This window comes from Desulfovibrio sp. (assembly GCF_035644575.1).
Taxonomy (GTDB): Bacteria; Desulfobacterota; Desulfovibrionia; order Desulfovibrionales; family Desulfovibrionaceae; genus Desulfovibrio.
Window position 1 is genome coordinate 1 of the sequence record NZ_DASQOG010000210.1, and the last position, 22,002, is coordinate 22,002.

Genomic DNA, 22,002 nt, shown 5'->3' on the forward strand with positions numbered 1-22,002 from the left:
ATCGGAACTTTCATGAAGTAGATTGAGACAAAAAGCACAACGCCACAGCATGTAATCAGCGCGCCGAATAGCGATCCGACATATGTGTGCGCAATAGTCCAACGCATGCCATTCTCCTTGCCAGAAACGTCCACCACAAAATTTACCGTATCATAACGCCATGTGGCCGGTGCATAACCAGCCGCCAGCGCTCACCCTCAGAGTGCAAAAACTCTGCACGGGGCTTACGGCCAGCTTCATTAGAGACTAAGTGATCTTCACTCTCCTTAACGGCATGGTTAAAAAAATTAATAGGCCACAGGTCAAGTTAATTACGAAAAAACGATTTCCTCTGCATAAAACAGATAACACAAAATATACGTTTATGGTATCAGATACTTGAGTATGGTCAATGGGTTCAACTTGTTTGCTTGTTGCGTAGAAAAAAAATCACGTTTAAATCTGGTGTGTTAGCGCTAACCCTTCGCTCTAATGATTGTGAATTTTTTTTCAACTAGTCAGACTTTTTGAGCCATTAGCGGGCTCTGCCCTGTGTCGTAGAAAAAAGAAAAAAAGTTGCAAGTCAGCATTGCGCTCAATAAAAAAAGCCCGTTCCTGCGTCCCCACAGCATTGTGCCATGTATGGGGAGCAAGAACGAGCTTTTGAAAAGCCTGCATAAAAAAAATCAGTCTGGCAGTTTGTTACGCACCTGACGGCACAGTCCCATGAGGGCATCATATTCGTGCCGTAATAGTCCTGCCCGACTAATAAGCCTGCGCCAGGGCATCAAAAAATAATCACGGTTGTCACCGTGCAGATAATCAAGACGCAGTAACACATCCTTAAGCGATTCCACCAAGCGCTCCTGCTCTGCCGCAGTTGCCACCTTGCCGCCGCGCGGCATTTCTATCTGCCTTTCGCCGTGTTGCAGGGCACGCACGGCATTGGCGCAGGCGTAACTGAGCAGCAGCACGGCCTGGGCAAGATTGAGCGAACTGGCAGCCGGATCCGTGGGGATAGTTACCAAGCGGTGGCAATGCATGATCTCATCGTTGTTAAGGCCGCGGTCTTCCGGGCCAAAAACAAAAGAAACCTTCTCGCCCTTGGCGAGCACGGCTGCGGCCTCGCGCGCGGCCTGCTCCGGCGAGAGCAGCGCCTGACGCCAGCCGCCTACGCGCGCGGTGGTGCCAAACACCAATGCGCTTTGGGCTACGGCTTGCGCCACGTCTTCATGCACTTCTACGGCATCCAGAATATCCTGCCCCTTGGGCGTGGCCAGAGGACGCGCCTTTTCCCTGTCCCACCGTTCCGGATCAACAAGGCGCAATGCGGGGCAGCCCATGTTGACGCAGGCGCGGGCAGCCATGCCTATATTTTCAGGAAAGCGCGTTTTGACCAATACAACTTCAAGACCTTGCAGCAGCATCATAACCTCAGCACAGGCCCCGCAGCAGCGTCATAAAAACCTGCGTGGGAGCTTCTGGAGAAAAAGCCGGGGAAAGCTCCGGCGGCAGCTTGGGCCAGATACGTCCGGCAGCCAGAGCCAGCATGGCCCCGCCTGCGCCGCACTTGCACACTGTGCCGAGGAACCGGCCCATCATGGCGCCAAAGGCCGCGTCCAGAGCCTCGCGCAGGGGGCGCCCCTTGAGGTGCTCCACAACAAAACAGCCTGTCCACGCCCCAGCAAGCGCGCCTATAAGCGCCCCAAGCCCAAAAAAGAGCGGCGCAAGCAGAATGGCCCCGGCTATGGCCCCAATCATCCCCGCAAATGTGCCGGAAGAACTGGAGCCATAGCGTTTGGCCTTGAGTATCTGCATGCCCATTTCCAGGGCTTCGCCCACAAGGGCCATGCCCACCATCATGATCCAGAACCAGACATCCATGGAGGTCGCGCCGGGATGCACCACCTTCCACAACGCCACAAGCCCCAGCAGCACCCAGTTGGCGGGCAGCCCAAAGATGTTGAGCAGCAGCACAAAGCACAGCAGCGTTATGAATGCCCCGGCCAGCAATGAAGCCAGGGGAAAAGGCAGAAAATCCATGCGGCACTCCGGTCGCTGTTAGTTTTTGTTGCGCATATCCTGCAAGCGCACGGCCTTGCCCTCGGTACGCGGCAGGCTGTTGCTTTCCACAAGCTCCACCCTGGGCGTGATGAGGATTTCGTCGCGCAGACGCGCGGCAATGGCCTTTTGCAGGTTTTGCAATACGCGCATGTCTTCGACAAAATGCTCGTCGCGGATTTCAATCTGCACGCGCATGACGTCGCCAAGACCATCGTTCTCAAGCAGAATCAGGTAGCTCTGGCCCACTTCGGCAAAGGTCATGATGACCTGCTCAATCTGCATGGGGTAGATATTGACGCCCTTGATGATGAACATGTCGTCCGCGCGGCCAAGGATGCGGTCTATGCGGCGGTGCTTGCGGCCACAGGCGCATTCGCCCGGCAAAAAGCGCGTAAGGTCGCGGGTGCGGTACCGCAGGATGGGCATGCCCTGACGGCACAGGCAGGTCATGACAAGTTCGCCCACTTCGCCCTCGGGCATGGGCTCGCCAGTTTCGGGATCGACGATTTCAGGGATATAGGCGTCTTCCCACAGGTGCATGCCCGCCTGATGCAGACATTCGAAGCCCACGCCGGGGCCGTTCATTTCAGACAGGCCGTAGGAGTTGTAGGCCTTCATGTCAAAAAGGTCTTCGATGCGGCGGCGGAATTCCTCGGTATACGGTTCCGCGCCCACAAGGGCTATGCGCAGGGGGAACTGGCGCGGGTCTTCGCCCATGTTGCGCAGATGCTCACCCAGAATAAGGGCATACGAAGGCAGGATGTGAGCCACCGTAGTGCGGAAGTCCTTGGCAAGCTTGATCTGGCGGCGCGAGTTGCCCGCACCGGCGGGGATGGTCATGCAGCCCAGACGCTCCGCGCCAAAATGGATGCCAAGGCCGCCCGTGAACAGCCCATAGCCGGACATATTCTGAAAAACGTCGTCCCGGCGCACGCCAACCATGTGGATGCTGCGCGCCATGAGGTCGGCCCAGGAATTGATGTCGTTCTGCGTGTGGCAGATGGCCACGGGCGAACCGGTGGTGCCGCTGGAGCAGTGCATGCGCACTATCTCGGACTGCGGCACACACAAAAGCCCCGTGGGATACTGGGAACGCAGATCCTGCTTTGTGGTAAAGGGGATGCGCCGCAGATCATCCAGACTGCGGATGGAATCCGGCCCGACGCCCGCTTCGTCCAGGCGCTGACGATAAAAGTCGCACTTGCGCGTCTGGGCCACTGTGCTTCTCAGCCGCGAAAGCTGGGTCTGTTCAATCTGATCCCTGCTCCAACACTCCGCCTCATCAAAGAATTCCATGCCGCCTCCTCAGCTTCATGCCGCAACGCCCCCGAGGCGCGCCAGCTTATAATGCGTAATCACCCGCCGTGGCGGGAACAAAAAGCTACCCTCCGGCCCGGGTGTGCGCCCATCCCCAGATAAGGCCGAAACATCCGGCGATCATCATATCGCCGTGAGGGGCCAGAAAACGCCCCTGCCCTTGCAGCAATGCGCGCTTTGGCCCGGTGATGTAGGTTGGCTCGTAACCGCCGGCTTCTTCACAGTACGGGCCAAAAGCAGTGCCGTGCCCGCCGGAGGCCTGCACCTCTTCTGTGGGCAGCCAATGCTTGCGGAACTGTTCAAGATCACCCAGCAACTGCTCCAGAGTACGCATGCCGGTGTGGTGCTCATAAATTCCGCGCACCTGTCCCTTGTATACCAGCGCGGCCACGGTATGCCCGTTGCCCACGTTGATGACCGTGATGCCCTGCCGATAACTGCGGTCCATCACTTCCTTGTCGCACAATGCGCCGAGCAGCGCACTGGCCCCAGTGTCCGCAACCGGGCCGCCTGTTTTATCGTGCAGGGGCACAAGACGCGTCAACGATGGCGGGGGCGTTTCGTATATCCAACGCCGGGGATCAGAAGATGCGCCCAGTAGTTCAGTCCATGCGCGCATGCGCGCCTGACGGTTGCCGTGGGTATGAAAGCCGTGATCCTGCGCAGCCGTCAGCACCAGATGCGGCAGGGGCAGCCCCGCATGACGCAGCAGCCCACCCCAGAATTCCGGCGAATAATCGGTGAGAAAAACCGGCACACTGCCTTCAGGGCAATTGGAGCGCACCTCAACGCCGATGCTGCGCACGACTTCTTCATTATCATGAATGCCGCGCGTGGCCGCCGCTGTTGCGCTGACAGAAAGGCCCGCTGCAAGGTGTTCCTTGATGGCCTGGGTAAAGCCGCCGCCCATGTTGGCGCCGTAAAGCCATATATTGCGCTTGAGCAGGGTCAACTCGCGGATGCGCTGCGCAACGAGCCGCGCTGGCGCTGGCAAAACGAAGCGCGGCCAGTTCTCGCACTCAAGGCCGGGGCGGGCCAAAAGGGCATCCTGCGTGCCGCTGCCTATATCCACGCACAGCACAGGCCCTGTGCCACGCAAAAACTTTTGCACTATCTCGTCCATACTCACCTCTCCTGAACGAAAAAATCTACCTGTATCAACCTTCAAGCGCAAGTCTTGATAAATTTTTGAAAAAAAAGCTTGCCAAGTGTTTCAGTTTGCCGTAGTACATCTTCTCGCGCCGAGGTGGTGGAACTGGTAGACACGCTATCTTGAGGGGGTAGTGAGGATTCTCGTGCGGGTTCGAGTCCCGCCCTCGGCACCATTTGAACTCAGAAAGAGTTCAAAGAAGCCCGTTAAGCTGACAGCTTAGCGGGCTTTCTTCTTTTCTGCCTTCTGTTCAGTTCAAACGATTCTGACTTGCTCTTCTTTCTTGAGGACGCTATGCCCCCGTTTTTGCGGTAGAGCAAGATTCTGCCCCCCAACAGAAACCTTGTTCCAGGCGCCGCCCTCTTTTTCCTGCTTTGCCAGCCCTTGTGATGGCGATCCCCATGCCTCTTTCTGATACCAGCATTCGCATGCTAAAGCGCAAGACAAAGCCCTCAAGCTTTTTGATGGGGGCTAGATTGCACTTATGAGCTGCTTATTGAGCCTGTTGTCTCATTCCATCATATGAGGGAACTTTTGAAAAATCATAGTATCTTATGCGAACTTTAAGTGGAGGCACCTTTTCCCCATTACTTGATAATCCATCAATGATAAATACTGAGTTCTCAATATCTCTGCATGTCAGATTGAATCTATAGCTAAATGTTGGATGGTTAAAATCCCTGTTTATGGTTCCACCACCAAGGACGGGCTCAAATCTTTCAGAGTATCTAAGGGTGCTGAGGTTATACGTTTGTGGCGGATATTTTTTTGCCTTACTGAGCATTCCATTAAAAGGAGTTGCGATCTCATCGCCCTGAATACTTTGGCCTTTTACTTCAAACTTAACCGAACCGCTGTCAAACATCATATCAACTGGGGTAAATGCGACTGTTATTCTTTCTACATCTAGCTCTTTGCATAACTCGGAATTATCATACAAATTTGTGTCAATTACATTATCAAAAATATCATATTTTACCCCTTGCCTTGGCTCATACCCACCAGTGGCCACGTATATAACCACCCGAGAAGTGGGATCTGAGTATTCAGCAAGGAATGCGTTATTCGTGTGCTTATTACCAATAACAAGCAAATCTTTATTTGAAAAATCATTAGTTAAATAATAAAAACTCTGTCCATATGTCCATTCACCTTTAGTGTGCTGAAATATATACCATCCATTGTCACTCTCAATAGTATAGTATACACTTGGTGTTAATTTTCTTCCACCAGCAACATGCACACCGCAAGCAGTAATTCCCATAAAAACAATGAGTAATGAGCTTAGTATCATCTTTGAATATATTTTGCATTTGTTTTGCATTAGCTGGCTTCGTTTCATTGCAGAATTAACTCCTACTCGATTTGCCAAGTCGGAAATATTATCTTGAAAGTAATAATATTTGAAGCTCGTGCGTTCCAGTCGTAGCGTTGGGGATGGACTGTCAAAAAATAGCATGTGGGTTGGTAGAGGGTTCTTTTTGCTTCAATCGCGTGTTCTCTGTCTTGCCCCGTGCCAGTGCACCGCTGATAACAAGCCCAAGAGCGACCTATATTCGACAAAAGGAATACGACCCTCCACACTGGAGTTGCCCCCGCTAAACCGGACACTCCAAGTTTTGCAATGAACGGATGAACTCACGAGGAGAAAGCATCCGCAGGGGCCTTGTGGGGGGCATTTTCATTATAGTCTTCAAACCAGCAAGGGAGTAGCGCCATCACAGTTTTGGCATCCGGTCGATTATTGCAGAAGACGTAATCCCTTTTGAATGCTTTGACGAGAGCTTCAGCCATACCGTTACTTTGGGTGCTGCGAGCTGGAGTAAACCTGCTGACGACGCCCAGCGCAGCGGTAAAAGTTATTGTTTCTCTTGCCATGTAGCAGGAGACGTTGTCGGAGAGCCATTCAACTGGCCGCAATGTTTTGACATCTCCAAATCGTTTTTCAACGCATGCCAACATGGCGCTTTGCGCCATGTCAGCACTATACACGCCAGTGGTGACGGAATAGGCCATCACTTCCCGGTCGCATGTATCCAAGGCAAAAATTACACGCACCCGCTCACCGTTGCCGCAGGCAATTTCAAACCCGTCAGAGCACAACGTTGATTTCTTTGTAGTGTGGAAACATTGCCCGTGTGAGCTTTGTCAGGCCGGCTGCCAGCAAACCGTGCCAGCAACAGGTTGTTCTGTCTCATTATCCTGTATACACGTTTATGGTTGACCGGAGTGCTCCCACCGGCAATCAGTTGCCGATTAAGCAGCAGCTGGATACGACGATAGCCACAGGTCTGGCGTCCGCCCAAAAGTTCGACGATCAGCGGTAGAAGGAATGCGTCTTCCGCTTTGTTGTATCGTTCGGGACGAGGCCGCAGGCTGCAGATACTCTCGTATGTGTTGGATCGGGACACCGCCAGGGCGTCTGTGACCCGTTTCACTGGAAATCCTCCACGCCGGACAAGGGCAGTCGCGAGATGAGTTTTTTTCGCGGCCAATGCGAACGACTTCTTTGAGGATTTCCACTTCCAGTGTTTTGTGCCGAGAACACGCTCCAACTGACGGATTCGCTTTTTAAGAGCCTTTACTTCAGCAACGCTGACAACCTCGTCATTTGCTTCAATGGCTGTTTTGCCGCCTTCACTCATCTGCTTTCTCCAGCGGTAAAGCAAATTCGGAGCAACGCCATACGTTCGTGCCACCAGGGAAACCGACTGGCCTGGGGCCATGCTGGCCTCTATCAGGCGAACTTTTTCGCCAACAGACCAACGGCGACGAGGCGTTATGTTTACTATCTCCACCGTTGAGCTTATTTTAGCAATAGTTCCAGACATAATTCCAGCACCTCCTCCCTAGTTAGAGGGGGAGCCGGTCGAAATGGGGACTACTCCAGCGCGGTTTCTTGTACCTTTGGCGATTATGGACTGGCATAGCCGAGCGATGCTCCCTGGCGCGTGTCGAACGCCATGGGTGCTGATTTCTGTGTGACCGACTTGGTGGAGGATGCAATGAACCGCTACAGTGTACCAGAAATCTTCAATACGGATCAGGGTTCTCAGTTTACGAGCTACGAGTTTACGAAGACGCTCAGGGAGACCGGAGCACGCATCTCACTGGATGGCCGAGGCCGCTGGATGGATAACGTGATGTTCGAACGTCTCTGGCGTTCTCTGAAATATGAATGCCTGTATTTGCGGAAGATAGAGACAGGGAGCGAGCTCAGGCGGATCCTGGCATGGTGGTTTGGCTTCTACAATAACCGGCGTCCGAAGACCTTTGACGGCAGAAAGCCGATGGAGATATATCAGCAGCACAAACCAGAGGGAGTGCCACCTCTGATTAGCCCTATATGCGCGGCAACACCAATGAAACTGTCCTCCTTGGTGTTGCCGTTGACTGGTCCGAAGAAGTGAACCCACTTCTTAGAGCGCCAGCTTGCCCACAAGGAACGCAATAGCGTTAGAGTAAATTATATAAATTAGGCGGAATATCTTCCTAAGCGCGTAAAATGATGCAGGCATGGGTATATCTTTTGGATAGTTTGCGGGTGAACAATCTACCGGAACATTACATCTAACTCAGCAACGAACTGCTTTCTCAAAATGAACTTGGTTGCATATAGAATTCTGCGAAAAAATTTCTGGCTCGTCATACCTGTTGAGCAGTTTTGCATCAGCATGTAGAGAGACCTCAATGAGGCAAGGAGTCTTCCCAATAAAGCTTTGGAGCATCTCAACATGCGAGTGCTCAGTCACATGAAAATACTTTATGCCATATGCATCTGCGATTTTTTTAAGATTTACGCAACTATAATACTCCGTTGAAGATCCAATATAATGCTCACTGAAGTATTTCTTTTGCTGTGCTCTCATCATCCCTAGCGTGTTGTTATTAAAAACTATACATAAAATTGGCATATTCTTATCATGTATAAACTGCAACTCTTGCAAATTCATTTGAAAGCCACCATCACCAATAAATGCAACAACTGTGCGAGAGGGAGCTGCATAGCTGGCCCCAATTGCCGCTGGTAATGCAAAACCCATGCTTCCATGCCCTGCAGAATTGAGCAAACGACGGGATCCGCCTGCAATGTATGCCTGGGCAGCCCACATCTGATTTTGTCCTACATCTGCACAGTAGATTGTATCCTCTGGCATCATTCTATAAATCTGGCGACAAAATAAAACGGGATCAATGCCGTTCGCACCAGCTCCATTCACAAGCACATTATCTGCATAACGTTGTGTCCAGATATTTGCTTGAGCCCGCCAGCAACTAAACCTATCAGGTGAAACCACTGACCGTGAGAGCTGCAGTGCCACCATCTGCGACAAAAAATCGTACAAATCCGCGCGAATAGTCTGCATTTGCAAAGTATTTTTATATAACCCATCAGGATCTATATCGATCTGAATCAGTTTGCCTCTGGGAAATGATTTAACTTGTTTCCCTAACTGATGCACAGACAATCGAGATCCCAACACCAAAATCGTATCCGCGTTATCCAGAAGCAAATTTGCATCCGAACGCCCAAATATTCCAGAGAAACTTATGATATCACTTGTTGCATCAAGCCCACACAGCGTGGAAATTGCTGGAATTCCTGTTGCAGCAATAATACTGCTTGCCAATCCACAAGCGTTGGCTTGGCGTACACCTCCCCCACAAAGTATCAAGGGGCGATTTGAATTTGCCAATACATTTAAAACATCTTCTACGTCTGGGATCGCAGCCATCGTTGCAATAGGAGCGGCGTTTTCAATCTGCTTATTTTCAATATTTGCAAATTGAATGTCCAATGGTATATCAATCAATACTGGCCCTTTACGACCGCTAGTTGCAATATTCCAAGCTTTATCTAGCTCAAAGTAAATATCTTCTGGATCCATTACCGTTACAGCATATTTAACAATAGGCTGAGCTATAGAGACTATATCTACTTGCTGAAAACCGCTTTGCCGTATGCGCTTGTCCCTTATAAGATACTTACAGTCAACTTGACCTGTAATAAAAATACATGGAACTGAATCAAAATAGGCATCTGCGATGCCAGTGAGCAAATTTGTAGCGCCTGGACCAGATGTTGCAACGGCTACACCAATATTACCAGATATTCGAGCATAGCCGTCAGCAGCAAAAGCGGCAGCCTGCTCGTGATATGACTGGCAGTAGGTCATACCTTCAGTACACATAGCATCGATAAGCTTGAGGGCCGCGCTACCCTGATATCCAAAAAAATGCCTTACACCTTTGCTTATGATAAATTTTGCAACATACTCGGCTACAGATATTTTCATGACGCAGTCCTATTGTGTTATGCTATTAGAAGCTGCTCATTGATTCTTTTTTCTGTCGTGAGCATTGGGGCGCAGTCCATGCCCCGCAACCACAACAGCCCATCAGGCAAAGGATTATTCACCCTGGGAAGATTAGGAAATTTATTGTAAAGAACAATGTCCTTGAGAATTACAGGCATGTTCAGTCCGGCTTCACTGAAAAATTGCACGGTAGTGAAAAATCTTGAGATATTAATCTCTGTTGGATTGGGAATACCATTCTTGTCATATGTCATGTCAACACCGTAAATCCCATGAGGAACTGCGCTAACAGCCTTAACCGCGCTAATGGCTACGGAGTCAACAGACTCATCATGCCAAGTCTCACCAACCTTTGTAACACCTGTTATGCCTGATGGACTGAGCGAACTATGTGCCCATGATTTCCTTCGGCGCGTCTGCCCGACAACGAGTGAACCAGCATGCCAAATTGAAAGCCAAGTAACAGTCTGCGTTGTTAATAGCTGGGCGGCTACGAAATCACCCCATCCATGACAGCGGTCAATCCAATCGCAGGCTTCTTCCAGGTCGCTTGTTGGCAAAGAACCTTTCCCTCCACCACCAATAGACATGGAACGAAGCCAGATGGTTCCATCCTCATTGCCCAAGTGATCAAAGGCGTATTTTAAGTCAGCCTTATTTTTCAAAACCAAATTTTCTGGAACAACTATTCCGGCAGCCTTAAACTTAAGCCAACTCTTATATTTATGGACACATGTATCAATTGTTTCGTTATCTGGAACAAGCATCCGCACGCCAATCGCTTCAATTTCGTCTCGAAAGCGTACGGCGACAGAAAGTTCAAAGTCATGCTGAAAATGAATCATATCCGGCTTTTCTTTAATTAGGACTGAAAGCAACTTTTCTTTATAGCACTCTTCCTTAGCGTATGGCATCAAATATTTTTTATGTGCGTTGCACATTACCAATTCTTCTGGCATTGCCCCCAAGCCAATAATTTCTTCACCGCCATTACCCATGAGTAAACTATTTATTACACCATTGGACTGAGCACTTCCGGCACCAGTGATAATAATTTTTTTCATATTACTTCTCTAACAATTCTGCATAGCCCATTCCAGCTAGACCATAATGGTTGCCGCAGTAAAACAAATAAACTTTTCCATTACATTCAATTCTCTCAGCAAATGCAATCATTTCAGAATCCCATCCTGAAGGCGAAACATCTATTCCAATCAATTCATCTTTTCTCTCAAATGAATGTCCGTCGGTGCTCTCACCGTATCCAAGGCGATATCCATTTGAAAGAGAACGAATCGAATAGATTGTTTTAAACAAGCCATCTTCTTGCCATACGGTGCATTTAGCAATTCCATGCTCATCGTCATTTTTGAAGGAAACAGAAGTACTCACCGGCACATTTGCCCAATTCACAGGGGAAAAAGACTCGCAATATTTCATGTCGTATAGAGGCATCAATTTAGATTCTTTTTTTACCCAGCCAGAACCAAAGTCAGCTGTATACCACATTTTATATTTAGAATTATCTTTCAAAACAAAAGGAACACAACGGGTGCCACATTCACCTGAAATCCGATCTAACATTGGAACAGAATTTGTGATCTTTGTAAAAGTGTTCCCATTGTCATGACTTGCAGCCACCCCAGCAAAAATCAAATATGGCACTTTTACACATAATTGATATCCAGAATAGTAAAGATATAAAATATCACCATCTCTAAGCACAGAAGCCGTGACAACTCCATTATCGTCAAAACAACCAATATTCCCGATATCTACAAGGGGCTTTTGACTGTAAGACAAAATTTCAGAAGGATTATTTGCACTAACATCAACATAACCGATCCTGCCAATATTCATATCATCACAAAATGTTACATAAACCCTAATAACATCTTTGCTTATCTGATATGGCAAAGGAACCATTGTATTCTTTTTGTACCAACTCAAATCAAAACTATTGGCATCACAAATTTTACCCTTCTTTAACCATTTCACAGGAGCCTCCATTAATTAATGATTCAAAAAAACCAGAGAGATCATTGTTATTATTAATGTAAGTGTACATATATGATTCGTAATAAACATTAATGTATTGCTCTCTAATTTTTTCGTTTGTAAGAATACTCAGCGCAGCCGCAACATAATCATCGCTATTATTGCAAACAAAAATTTTGGAAATTCCATCATCATCTATACAAATCTTTTTTAAATATTCATTCCCATTCAAAGCCTCCCAGTAAATATCACGCCAATACAAGTTAAACTCATCATCATACATCGATACAATCGGCACCTTATAATACGCCGCAATCTCTTCAACAGTACCTAATGATAGGGGGAAGCAAGATAAAATAAGCGAACTAAATCTGATTGCCATCATTAGCTGAATCTGATCCATCCAGGGGATATATGAATTGCGATCTGAAAGTCCGTTGTCACAAAAAAATTGATCTATCTCGCGATCAAAATGATATCCAGTCCACAGGAAATGTGTGCTTTTATCCATTTTAAGGATTTTCGTAACACACTGGAGGAACTCAGGCTGCTTAATTTTTTCAGTACGCGCAGGAGTAAACAAATATTTTTTGGGATTTAAATTTATACCATCAATTACGCTAGTTTGAGGGAGTACTTTCCATGTTTTTTCATTAAAGTTTTTCGAAAATATTGTTCCAGCTCCACCATATGTGACCACATCGTCCAAATACTCAAAATTTATGTTCGGCCGTAAATATTGGGACAACCAAATTTGTTTTTCTGCCAAGCCAAAGGAGAATAAGAAAAACATATGAAAAGGCGGCAAGCACCAAATCGCACAAGAAATTTTCTCTTTTTGGACAAGATTTCTCAACGTAAAAAGATTATATGTTGAGGAATGAGCCTCTATATATTCATACCCACAAATTTTAAAGAGATCAGAGATTTTTATTTGACCCCGCACATCAAATGCTCCCAAACAAGTCATTCTAGGCTTGAAGCGCGCAAGAGATTTCCCAAGACCCAAGATTACCTCATATCCAGAATATGCCACATATGGCGAAACAAAACTTACACGACTGCCTGAGCTTTTCTGTAGGGGAAAGGCCTCGCGAAAGCGTTTGCCGGCATTAATGGCAGAATCAGAAAACGTTTTTAGAACGTCTTCAAAGTCTTTTTCAGTGCGCTTCGACAGAAAATATTCTTCGCACACGAAAAGTAATATTTGCGCATAATTAACATAATTTTTTTCAAATAAAATTCTTATGGTGGGTAAAAGGGAATAATGTACACAATGCTCGCGGTCGGATGAACAAAACAAATTCACTGAGTTTCGCATGTGACCCGAGAGAGCATAAAAAACCTTTAGTAAAAAAGGAAATCTTTCATAGTCAGTTATGCGACAATGCGGTAAACATATAGAGATGCCATGAATGAAACGATAGAATACCAGTTGGCGCATCATAAATTTGGCGAATTTTATAAAAACTTGCTTCATACTTCCTCCAACTCTCCTAATATATTAAATTATTTACTTGTAAAAATCGCAATTTTAAACCAAAAAAATTTTAAAAAGCGTTTTATTGCAAAAATTTTTTTAGCCGAAATAAATCTGGTAATCTCAACAACATAATCATGTTTATTTACTAAGATACATAAATAATATTTGTCGATTCGCTTCCTAAAATAGACTAAAATGTAACTACACATTGATAAAATTTTTTTATTCTTTGTAACTGCAGCCTCTGCAAGTTCTATCATTTTCTCATCCTTACTCTGAGCAACAAGAGCTATTTCGTACTTGAGTGTATCTATAAAATACTTATCCATAATACCATGTTTCTTTATAGTGTTTGTAGCATGAGACCTATAGTTATATAAGCATTCATCTAAATACTTTAACTTTCCAAGTTTAGCTATTTGCATAACGAGATACCAATCCTCAAGAGGTGCCTCTTTTTTGAAGCCACCAATTTCAGTCAATGCTGATGTGCGAATCATAAAACCATTGGGAATATAATTTCCCAAAAGCAAAGAAGCATATGTGCCAAAAGCATTGGTCTTAAAATCAGCATGTTGATTGATCTTTTGCAGGAACTGACAAAATGTCGCATAGGATCGAGGCGTGCCTAAAGGCACAACCTGACCACACGAGTTCCATGCCACCCTACATGAACCTTCATCAACAAAGTAATTATCACCAACAACAAAATTATAATCTGGATTATTAGCTAAAAAGCTAGCAAATATTCTTACAATAGATGGTTCAAGAAAATCATCGGATGCACAAAATTGAACATAATCACCGCGAACCTGTGAAAGAAGACTGTTTAACGTTGCAGTAATTCCAGAATTTTTTTGCCCACAGACAACAAATCTATTAAATCTATGTCCGCTGTTCGCTTTAACTTTGTTGATTATTTGAAGTGTATTATCAATTGATCCATCATCAATAACGATTAATTCTATATTCTGATATTCTTGGCGAAAAACAGAGCGTAGTGTTTCTTCAACGAATAATTCATGATTATGGGCTGGGATGATTACAGAAACTGATGGTAGTGACATCTCGCACCCGTGCCATACTTAATTATTTAGCATGAAATAATGGTAAACACTATTGGCACAACGCCATGGTAAATGTTTTTGAAGTCGATCTAACGCAATAAAACCTGTATCTACAGCGATACTTCGAATTCCCAGGCTTTTTGCTGCGTCTATATCTTCACCTGTATCCCCGAAAAAAAAATCATCACATGAAAAATCTACAGTATCCCGTATGATGCTATCTTTAGATCTTAATTGGTTGGTCACTAATACCAAAGAAAAATACTTCCGCCAATCTAACCAATTCAGCTGGGCGATAAGACGATCAGAAAACTGTCGAGCCGAGACTAAAATCAAATCGCTGTTACCGCTTAGCAACTCAAGCACATCCTTGATACCCTCAAACGGCGTGTCTAATTTAAGCAGCTCAAATTCTTCTATTTCATCAAGCCACCTATTCTTGAACATCTGCACTTCAGTGCTTGTAAATTTCATAAAGAATTGCAATAACATTGATTGATTCATAAAATTTCTTTTATAATACCAATACGTATTAAAATCAGGAATTAAATTTTCATCGCCAGGCCTCATAGCCAAAACAATTTTTCGAAATAGAGTATATACTCTTTTCTTTGAATCGACCAAAGTTCCATCAAAATCAAAAAAGTATTTTTGCACATTTATAACCGGCTTTGCTTCTTAAGCGCGATTGCTCATTTGGGGAATATGATACCACAGTATTGCATAAAAATACTTATCATAGGCGGTAAACGTCATGCAAAAAAACACGCCCACCAAAACCTTCTTTTTGATGCAACAGACCAAAGTTAATGCATGAACCGTCTTGCTCTGTTGAAATTCCGAAACTAAACCATCTTTTTTGATTTGCCTGTGCTTCTATAACGCTGCTCATCAACAAGTCGAGAGCGCCAAGTTCTCGCCCCTCTTGGCTAGCACAAATGTACTGGGAGTGGGCGGCAGTCTTTGTCAAAAAAAGCAAAATTCCAGCAAGGATTATTCCGTCTTTTTGTGCTGTGACAAGCTTTATGCGTTCAGGAAATCGCTCATGCAACAGAGCTAACTCTGCGGCGGAATGCTTTGGCGTTGTATTATGCCTACGCAACGTCTTACTAAGCACTTGTATATATTGATTCCAATCTTCACTATCCAAAATTTCAATGCGATTTTTTTGGGCCTTGTTGATGCCACGCTTTCTCATAGTTGTCATTGGCAACGGTGCACAATAACAAATACCTGTAGACATATGCCTCTCAATTATTTTTGCCCCTATCATAGATAGAGCATAGCTTTGTACCTCACATGGCACTTCGTGATAAGGGTAAGGAGTGGGCTTACAAACTAATTCTTGGAATTGATTCTTCTTTAAGTATTTTTTTAGCGCAACATAAAAAGCTAAGATATCGGACGCATACACTTTGGGTCCATGAACGAGCCCGCCAAAGGTTAGCCCTTGATGCGAATACAGTGTGTTATCTCGCTCGTTGGCAGGAAACACACCAAGCAAAGCCCCATTACGCATCATAAGTAATGAGTGATCGCAAAACCTATCCGAATGATAGTCCATGAAATTACGATAAAAAAGAAGATGCTCATTTACCGCATTAGCAACACAGGCATCCCATTGTTCATGGTCTCCCTTTGAATAACGAATGACCTCGACAGGAGCTACACCTGCCTGCTCAAGTTGCTCACTAAGCCCAGTTTGACACAATTCTGCAAAGGGCAGGACAGTGGGTGACAATTTATTTCCCCCAATAATTGCGAATTTGCATACACACAAATTCTATTTCTGCCTTTGTGTGCATTGCATCAAGGGGCAAGCTCAGCACTTCTGCTGCCTGCACCTCTGCCTCGGGAAATTTTAGCTCGCTATACTCCTTCGCATAACACTTCTGCCGGTGCAATGCGGACGGATAGTGAATATTGGTGCCAATACCCTTTTGGGACAAATAGTTGGCCAACTCATCGCGCCTGCCGTTTTTTACACGTACGGCAAATACATGCCAAACGGGTACTGTATCTGGCAAAGTACTGGGCAGCTCTATTTCGCCAACATCGCTTAATAAATCGAAATAAATTTTTGCTAGTTGGCGCCTTTTTTCATTCCATTCATCAAGATGAGAAAGCTTTTCGCTGAGCATGGCAGCCTGAATTTCGTCTAGCCGCGAATTGCCACCGAGCATTTCGTGATCATACTTAACTGTTGAACCGTAGTTAGCTAGTTTACTAATTTTATTTGCAAGATCTGTATCATTTGTTGTTACGCAACCACCGTCTCCGAATCCGCCTAGATTCTTTGTGGGGTAAAAACTAAAGGCTGCAGCAGTTCCAATGCTTCCGCATTTATTCCCCTTATATAATGCACCGTGTGCCTGACAGGCATCTTCAATTACCTTCAGGCCAAATTCTTTTGCAACGTTGCTAATGGCATCCATATTTGCGGGCAGTCCATACAGGTGCGTGAGCAAGATGGCCTTTGTTGCAGGCGTAACTGCGTCCTTAAGTTTACTGGCATCAATGTTGCCGCCAGGCCCACAGTCTACAAACACTGGCCTAGCTTTTACCCGGCTGACAGCCAAAGGAGTGGCTATAAACCCCGCTGCGCAAAGAAGAACCTCATCCCCTTGCCCAATGCCAAGGCCTTCCAAAATCATGACCAGAGCCTCGAGTCCATTGCCTACGGTTATGGCATGCCGAACGCCGCAATATTCGGCAAAAGACTTTTCAAATTTCTTTTTTTCGCAGCCATTTATAAAAGAATTTGATCTAATTACCCTTAAAGCTGCGTGCTCTATTTCTTTTCCCACACTGTCATGATAGCGAGAAAAATCTATATATGGCACAGAATCTACTTCATCCAATGAGGCCAGCCATGATTGAAATTCGTCGTAGTCTCGAATGTAATCCGATTCATTATAGTTGGTCGATGCAAGAACCATAATGACGGTATCATCACTGAAATGCATCATTTCGCGCCAGTAGCCAGCAGGGATAAGCACAGCTTCATTAGGCGACGCCAATTCAAAACGGAATTTTCCGCCTGGGCCTTCAAGTATAAGAGTTACTGATCCATGAACAACCACAAAGCATTGCTGCAATTTCTTGTGTGCATGAAACCCCCGATGTGTTGAGGCTTCAGCACCGTAGATATAATAAACGCGCCTTATTGTGAACGGCAGATCCGTGCTGGATTCAATTACGCTCAGCGCGCCATTAGTGCCATCTTTTACAGTCTTGATAGATATTTTTTTTGGGTGCGCAGTCTGCATATTTCGCCTCATACATCCAACATGCTGATATTTTATAATAAAAAGTCAAAAAAACAGCTGCGACTTGACTGCTCATAATTGCAATCAAGAACGGCTCATTACTGTCCTTTTGCGACAACGAAGGATTCTGCACTGACCAGTGAATGCCAATTTCAGGATCACCCCAGCGAATGCCCCGTCATCTTTCAGGAGTAATAGTCTGTTCATTCATAACCCAAATGCACAGTTTCACTGGTGACCACACCCCCCTGCACCGTCCCATGTTCTGTCCACACCTCCCACGGGTTTTGTTTTGCAAGTTCAACACCAGACTGCTATTCAAATGACGGAAAACTCTGCCGCATATCAACGGCAACATCAAAAACGCTGCCATGTGGTTCTTACCAGCTTTCCTTTTGGCCTATTTCCTGAAAATGAGGCCCCGCATAATACCACATTTAGACGTGAAGTGGTGATCTTGCACAAATGGAAGCTTAATGCCCACAGAACCATATCGTTTTTGCTGTCAGATTTCTACTAAATACCCGCGCACATTACCGCACATTTTGGGTTTGATCAGCATCACTCTCGAAATTGCGTTCGCACTATTTCCACTGTTCGATCCCGTATCTGCGTATTCTATGAGATATTGACCATATCCCGTTTTGATCATGTGTTTGGCCAAGGCACGCAGATCATCAGCACTGATATATCGCACTTGTGCCCCTGGCGGTTTTCAAGGGCCAACACAAAGAAGCGGCGCCTATCAATGAGCCGTGCGTCCCTGTATCAACTAAGCAATACCACACACCATCAGCTCTACATGCAGAATCGCCGGGTTGATGTAAGCGTTGTTTACTTCGGTGATTTCCAGTTCGCCTCTGGCGAAGGGCTCATCGCCTTGGCAATTTTCTGTAGATCTCCGTCATAAAAATAAAGGCCGGTGATCTCAGAATTAGACTTTGGGCTGGCTGGTTTTCCTTCTCCCACTACCCTAAATTGCTCATCAAATTCAACAATCGGTCTCATCCAGGGCATGAACATGGCACCCCAATACTGTTTCCCACTGTTGCGCTGCATTGCCTCATATGCCAAGATTGGCAACACATGACTCAAAAACGCGTTTCGCCCAGCACAAAACAGACATTACAACCAGCAATTTGCTTTTCTACTAGCAAAAAACCCTGCGCCAGCCCTTCTGACTGGGGTTGCACAATTGACCCTCCCCCCGAAAAGTAAGCCAGCAAAAAAAATTAGTGTTTTTGACATCGGAGCACAAGAATGAAGAGTAGCAGATTCACCGAAGAACAGATTATTGGGATCTTGCGGCAAACCGAGGCTGGCGTTCGCGTTGTCGATCTATGTCGTCAGAATGGCATTTCAGATGCGACCTTTTACAAATGGAGCCGCGAGTTCGGTAGGATGAACATCTCTGACGCCACGCGGTTGCACCAGTTGGAGGAAAGAAACGCCCGCCTGAAAAGGCTTGTAGAAGAAAGCCTTTCTCTGCACACCCGCAAGCGCGTGAAGCGTCCAAGCCATGCCCATATTGTCCAGACTGGCCCTGCTGGCCGGGATGCAACCCATTGGGAACAAATAACTTACAAGTGGTATGGGGCAAGGTCAGCCGCCCCCCGCTTCAGTTGACTTTTTCTCAAGTGCGGCCAAACGGCGGTTTACTGATTCAAGGCTGTGACGCAACCAGATCGACCGTATCCGGATGGGGAAACAAATATGCCTTGCTTGCGGAGCTCGTTACTGGCCCGTACTTGCCCATATGCAGGAAAATCAAGAGCAAAGGCAGTAACAGCTAGCTCCGTAGACTCTTCAACACGATTCTTCCACCACGCGCAGCCTGATACCGATAAAAAGTACCGCGTGAAAACCCTATAATCTTGTAGGCGTCCGAAATATTGCCAAATTCCGCAGCGAGATTGAGAAGCCCGGTCTTGTGCTTGATGACGTTTTGATTGAAACTTTCTACGGGAATTCTCCGTGGGCTTGTGCCCGGTTTGATGGTGCGTTTACATTTCCATCAAAACGGGGATTCCCCTTTCCTTCAGGGACCTGTCAGATCAAGTATAAACTAGCTCAAATGAGGCAGAGCAACAACTACGCTTGCCAGCTTTTAGGATGGCACTTTGCAAAACCATCTGCCTTAAGAATGTCTTGAGAAAATCGCGTCCACAGCTTATATTTGAAATTATGTCGCCGCATCTTAACGCCTCTATGTAAGAGGAACACAACGATCCCTGCATTCTTGCGGGGCGTTGAATGCCCCTCATCAAGGCTGGCAGGCCGATACCAACCGCCAACTCTTGTGGAAGGATCACCTTCGCATGAACAATCAATTTGAAGAATTTCTTCAGCATGGCTACATTTTAAATAATTTTTATCATTTTTCCAACAAAATCAAAGCGTGGCAATACTATCTTCCTTTTACAAAAGCGGCTAATTACATTGATCCAAACACACGAGCCCTTGATTGGGGATGTGGCAACGGTCACTTCTCATCTTTTCTTCTGCATAATAAGCAAATGACTACTGCCTTTGGCTTTGGCGAAACATCTGCAATTCCCTTGCTCACAGACAACAAACTTTTCAACTTTGTTGCAGCCAATACCCATGAGCCTACAAAGCTACCTTTTGCAGACCAAACTTTTGATATTGTTTTCAGCATGGGGGTATTGGAACATGTTCATGAATCTGGTGGCGATCAGCTCTCGTCACTCAAAGAGATACATCGCATACTTAAGCCGCATGGTTACTTCCTTTGCTTCCATTTTCCCTACAGTGGTAGTCTTGTAGAAATCATTCACAATGCAATCATGCCTTTCAAGCGCAAGGCCTATGTTCACACCAGGCGGTTCTCTCAGGAAGATGTTTTACGTCTTGCAAGTAATTCTTGCTTAGAAGTAAAAGAATGGGGGACATATAATATATTGCCGAGAAATTTTACAGAGATCCTGCCTGTGAGCGTAACAAATAATCATTTTTTTGTTTCTGTCTTTAATGCAGTAGATACATTAATTTCGCAGCTTTTCCCATTTTGGTGCACACAAAGCTATTTCATAGCCCAAAAAATCAGTTCATAGCAAACTTTATGGCTTAATCGCAGAATTAAATTGGGCATATGTAATGCATAACACGTGCATAGACATACTGATCAATAATTGGGTTCACTTCTTCGGACCGGCCAACGTCAAAACTAAGATAGACTGACCTTACCCCACTGCGTATGCTACTTGTAAGTCACTGTTTTCCAATGGGTTACAGGTTATATTCTTTTCACGGAACTCTTCCGGAGTTAGCCAACCCAAGGAACTGTGCGGTCGCCGTTGGTGTATCCTGCCGCCAGGCTTCGACTGTTCTGCGGGCATCGTGCAGGGACAGAAACACGTTCTGATTTAAGCACTCATCCCGGAATTTTCCGTTAAAGCTTTCAATGTGCCCATTATCTGTGGGCTTCCCCGGACGAGTGAACTCTATCTGTACTCCATGCTCAAAAGCCCATGCGTCCAAGGCCTTACCGCTAAATTCTGGGCCGTTATCAACCATGGAACGTTACGGCAACTGACTTTGAAGGCGTAGTCTTTCAAGAACGCGTACATCTCGAACTCCAGGCAACGACATATCCACCTCGAGCGCGGGGCTTGAACGATCCCACAGATCAGCAATTGTCAAAATCCGGATGCGTCGCCCCCCATAAGGTCATCGCTTACAAAATCCATCGCCTGTTCATCTGGGCCATCAGGGTCAGCCTACGCAATACGGACAAAGCTGGGACGCTTCACGCGTTATGGGTACGCAACGAAAGTTTCTCTTTCTGGTAAATCCTTTCTGTCCGCTTGTGGTTCTGCACCAGCCCTTCCCGGCACCATAACTCATGCAGGCGCGGAGAACCGAAACTTCGTCGATCTTCTGCCCGTAAAAGAAGATCACGGCCTTCAGATGGTGGCCGTCTGGCTGAACAGCGATTAAACTGATCACTCGGCAAGCCCGCCGCGCTGAGTAGCCAGACGCAGCCTGAAAGTGTTGCACGGCTTCCCTGTTGATTGCGGGCTTCAAAAGTTTTTGAGATCACGTCCTTCAGGACGACGATATCAAGCGCTTGTCCGCTTACAAGTCTTTTCAGCCGGGCGTTCTCTTCCTCCAACTGGCGCAACCGCATGGTGCCAGAGATGTTCACCCTATCGAACTTGTGGTTCCATTTGTAAAAGGTCGCATCCGAAATGCCATTCTGACGGCATAGATCGACAACGCGAACGCCAGCCTCGGTTTGCCGCAATATCCCAATAACCTGTTCTTCGGTGAATCTACTTCGTTTCATCCTTGTGCTCCTATGTCAGGAACACTAATTTTTTTGCTGGCTTACTTT

General features: G+C 46.3%; 15 protein-coding genes, 1 tRNA gene and 4 pseudogenes. 4 read left to right on the forward strand and 16 right to left on the reverse strand.

All coding sequences use genetic code 11. The annotated features are described in order from the left end of the window. Window positions 1-665: 665 nt before the first annotated feature. The 4 genes from VEZ52_RS11430 to VEZ52_RS11445 form a co-directional block, all read right to left on the reverse strand. Window positions 666-1,406, reverse strand: coding sequence for an RNA methyltransferase (locus VEZ52_RS11430; protein ID WP_324836994.1), 741 nt, complete (start codon window positions 1,404-1,406; stop codon window positions 666-668). 7 nt (window positions 1,407-1,413) lie between these two features. Further along, window positions 1,414-2,022, reverse strand: coding sequence for a DUF456 domain-containing protein (locus tag VEZ52_RS11435; protein ID WP_324836921.1), 609 nt, complete (start codon window positions 2,020-2,022; stop codon window positions 1,414-1,416). An 18-nt stretch (window positions 2,023-2,040) separates the two neighbouring features. Beyond that, a complete protein-coding gene (locus VEZ52_RS11440) occupies window positions 2,041-3,339 on the reverse strand; it encodes a phenylacetate--CoA ligase family protein (RefSeq protein WP_240825551.1) in 1,299 nt (432 codons plus the stop codon). Window positions 3,340-3,424: 85 nt separating this feature from the next. Continuing rightward, window positions 3,425-4,483 carry a DUF1786 domain-containing protein gene (locus VEZ52_RS11445; RefSeq protein WP_324836922.1) on the reverse strand — a complete coding sequence of 353 codons (1,059 nt, stop codon included), beginning with the start codon at window positions 4,481-4,483 and terminating at the stop codon, window positions 3,425-3,427. Window positions 4,484-4,600: 117 nt separating this feature from the next. On the opposite strand from VEZ52_RS11445, the gene VEZ52_RS11450 reads away from it, so the two are divergent. Then, a tRNA-Leu gene (locus VEZ52_RS11450) sits at window positions 4,601-4,685 on the forward strand. A 318-nt stretch (window positions 4,686-5,003) separates the two neighbouring features. Here the strand turns inward: VEZ52_RS11450 and VEZ52_RS11455 are convergent. Then, the gene (locus VEZ52_RS11455; RefSeq protein WP_324836923.1) at window positions 5,004-5,852 is read right to left on the reverse strand and encodes a hypothetical protein; all 849 of its coding nucleotides are present in this window, start codon (window positions 5,850-5,852) and stop codon (window positions 5,004-5,006) included. A 256-nt stretch (window positions 5,853-6,108) separates the two neighbouring features. After that, window positions 6,109-7,341: pseudogene (locus tag VEZ52_RS11460) on the reverse strand (IS3 family transposase). A 53-nt stretch (window positions 7,342-7,394) separates the two neighbouring features. Here VEZ52_RS11460 and VEZ52_RS11465 point away from each other — a divergent pair. Next, window positions 7,395-7,920: pseudogene (locus tag VEZ52_RS11465) on the forward strand (transposase); the annotation flags it as partial. 165 nt (window positions 7,921-8,085) lie between these two features. Here the strand turns inward: VEZ52_RS11465 and VEZ52_RS11470 are convergent. From VEZ52_RS11470 to VEZ52_RS11505, 8 genes are all read right to left on the reverse strand, one after another. Beyond that, window positions 8,086-9,807 (reverse strand): thiamine pyrophosphate-binding protein, encoded by a 1,722-nt coding sequence (locus VEZ52_RS11470; protein WP_324836924.1) that lies wholly within the window; start codon window positions 9,805-9,807, stop codon window positions 8,086-8,088. A gap of 17 nt (window positions 9,808-9,824) precedes the next feature. Continuing rightward, the gene (locus VEZ52_RS11475) at window positions 9,825-10,892 is read right to left on the reverse strand and encodes a hypothetical protein (RefSeq protein ID WP_324836926.1); all 1,068 of its coding nucleotides are present in this window, start codon (window positions 10,890-10,892) and stop codon (window positions 9,825-9,827) included. Window position 10,893: 1 nt separating this feature from the next. Next, a complete protein-coding gene (locus VEZ52_RS11480) occupies window positions 10,894-11,826 on the reverse strand; it encodes a hypothetical protein (protein WP_324836927.1) in 933 nt (310 codons plus the stop codon). Continuing rightward, complete coding sequence (locus VEZ52_RS11485) at window positions 11,804-13,306, reverse strand: hypothetical protein (RefSeq protein ID WP_324836929.1); 1,503 nt, start codon at window positions 13,304-13,306, stop codon at window positions 11,804-11,806. Before VEZ52_RS11485 ends, VEZ52_RS11480 begins: the two co-directional genes overlap by 23 nt. Before the next feature lie 29 nt (window positions 13,307-13,335). After that, window positions 13,336-14,376 (reverse strand): glycosyltransferase family 2 protein, encoded by a 1,041-nt coding sequence (locus VEZ52_RS11490; protein WP_324836930.1) that lies wholly within the window; start codon window positions 14,374-14,376, stop codon window positions 13,336-13,338. 18 nt (window positions 14,377-14,394) lie between these two features. Further along, window positions 14,395-15,033, reverse strand: a complete 639-nt coding sequence (locus VEZ52_RS11495) for an HAD family hydrolase (protein ID WP_324836931.1) — start codon at window positions 15,031-15,033, stop codon at window positions 14,395-14,397. 79 nt (window positions 15,034-15,112) lie between these two features. Beyond that, window positions 15,113-16,117 (reverse strand): GNAT family N-acetyltransferase, encoded by a 1,005-nt coding sequence (locus VEZ52_RS11500; RefSeq protein ID WP_324836932.1) that lies wholly within the window; start codon window positions 16,115-16,117, stop codon window positions 15,113-15,115. Window position 16,118: 1 nt separating this feature from the next. After that, entirely contained in the window at window positions 16,119-17,645 is a 1,527-nt protein-coding gene (locus VEZ52_RS11505) for a DegT/DnrJ/EryC1/StrS family aminotransferase (protein WP_324836934.1), read from the reverse strand. A 1,260-nt stretch (window positions 17,646-18,905) separates the two neighbouring features. Between VEZ52_RS11505 and VEZ52_RS11510 the strand changes: the two genes are divergently transcribed. Then, window positions 18,906-19,271 carry a transposase gene (locus VEZ52_RS11510; protein WP_324836935.1) on the forward strand — a complete coding sequence of 122 codons (366 nt, stop codon included), beginning with the start codon at window positions 18,906-18,908 and terminating at the stop codon, window positions 19,269-19,271. Here VEZ52_RS11510 and VEZ52_RS11515 read toward each other — a convergent pair. Continuing rightward, a pseudogene (locus VEZ52_RS11515) lies at window positions 19,257-19,614 on the reverse strand (IS481 family transposase); the annotation flags it as partial. The gene VEZ52_RS11510 and the pseudogene VEZ52_RS11515 sit on opposite strands and share 15 nt — an antisense overlap. Window positions 19,615-19,963: 349 nt before the next feature. Here VEZ52_RS11515 and VEZ52_RS11520 point away from each other — a divergent pair. Next, window positions 19,964-20,719: a class I SAM-dependent methyltransferase gene (locus VEZ52_RS11520; RefSeq protein WP_324836936.1), complete on the forward strand. Its 756-nt coding sequence runs from the start codon at window positions 19,964-19,966 to the stop codon at window positions 20,717-20,719. Between the two features lie 129 nt (window positions 20,720-20,848). Here VEZ52_RS11520 and VEZ52_RS11525 read toward each other — a convergent pair. Continuing rightward, a pseudogene (locus VEZ52_RS11525) lies at window positions 20,849-21,954 on the reverse strand (IS3 family transposase). Window positions 21,955-22,002: the final 48 nt, after the last annotated feature.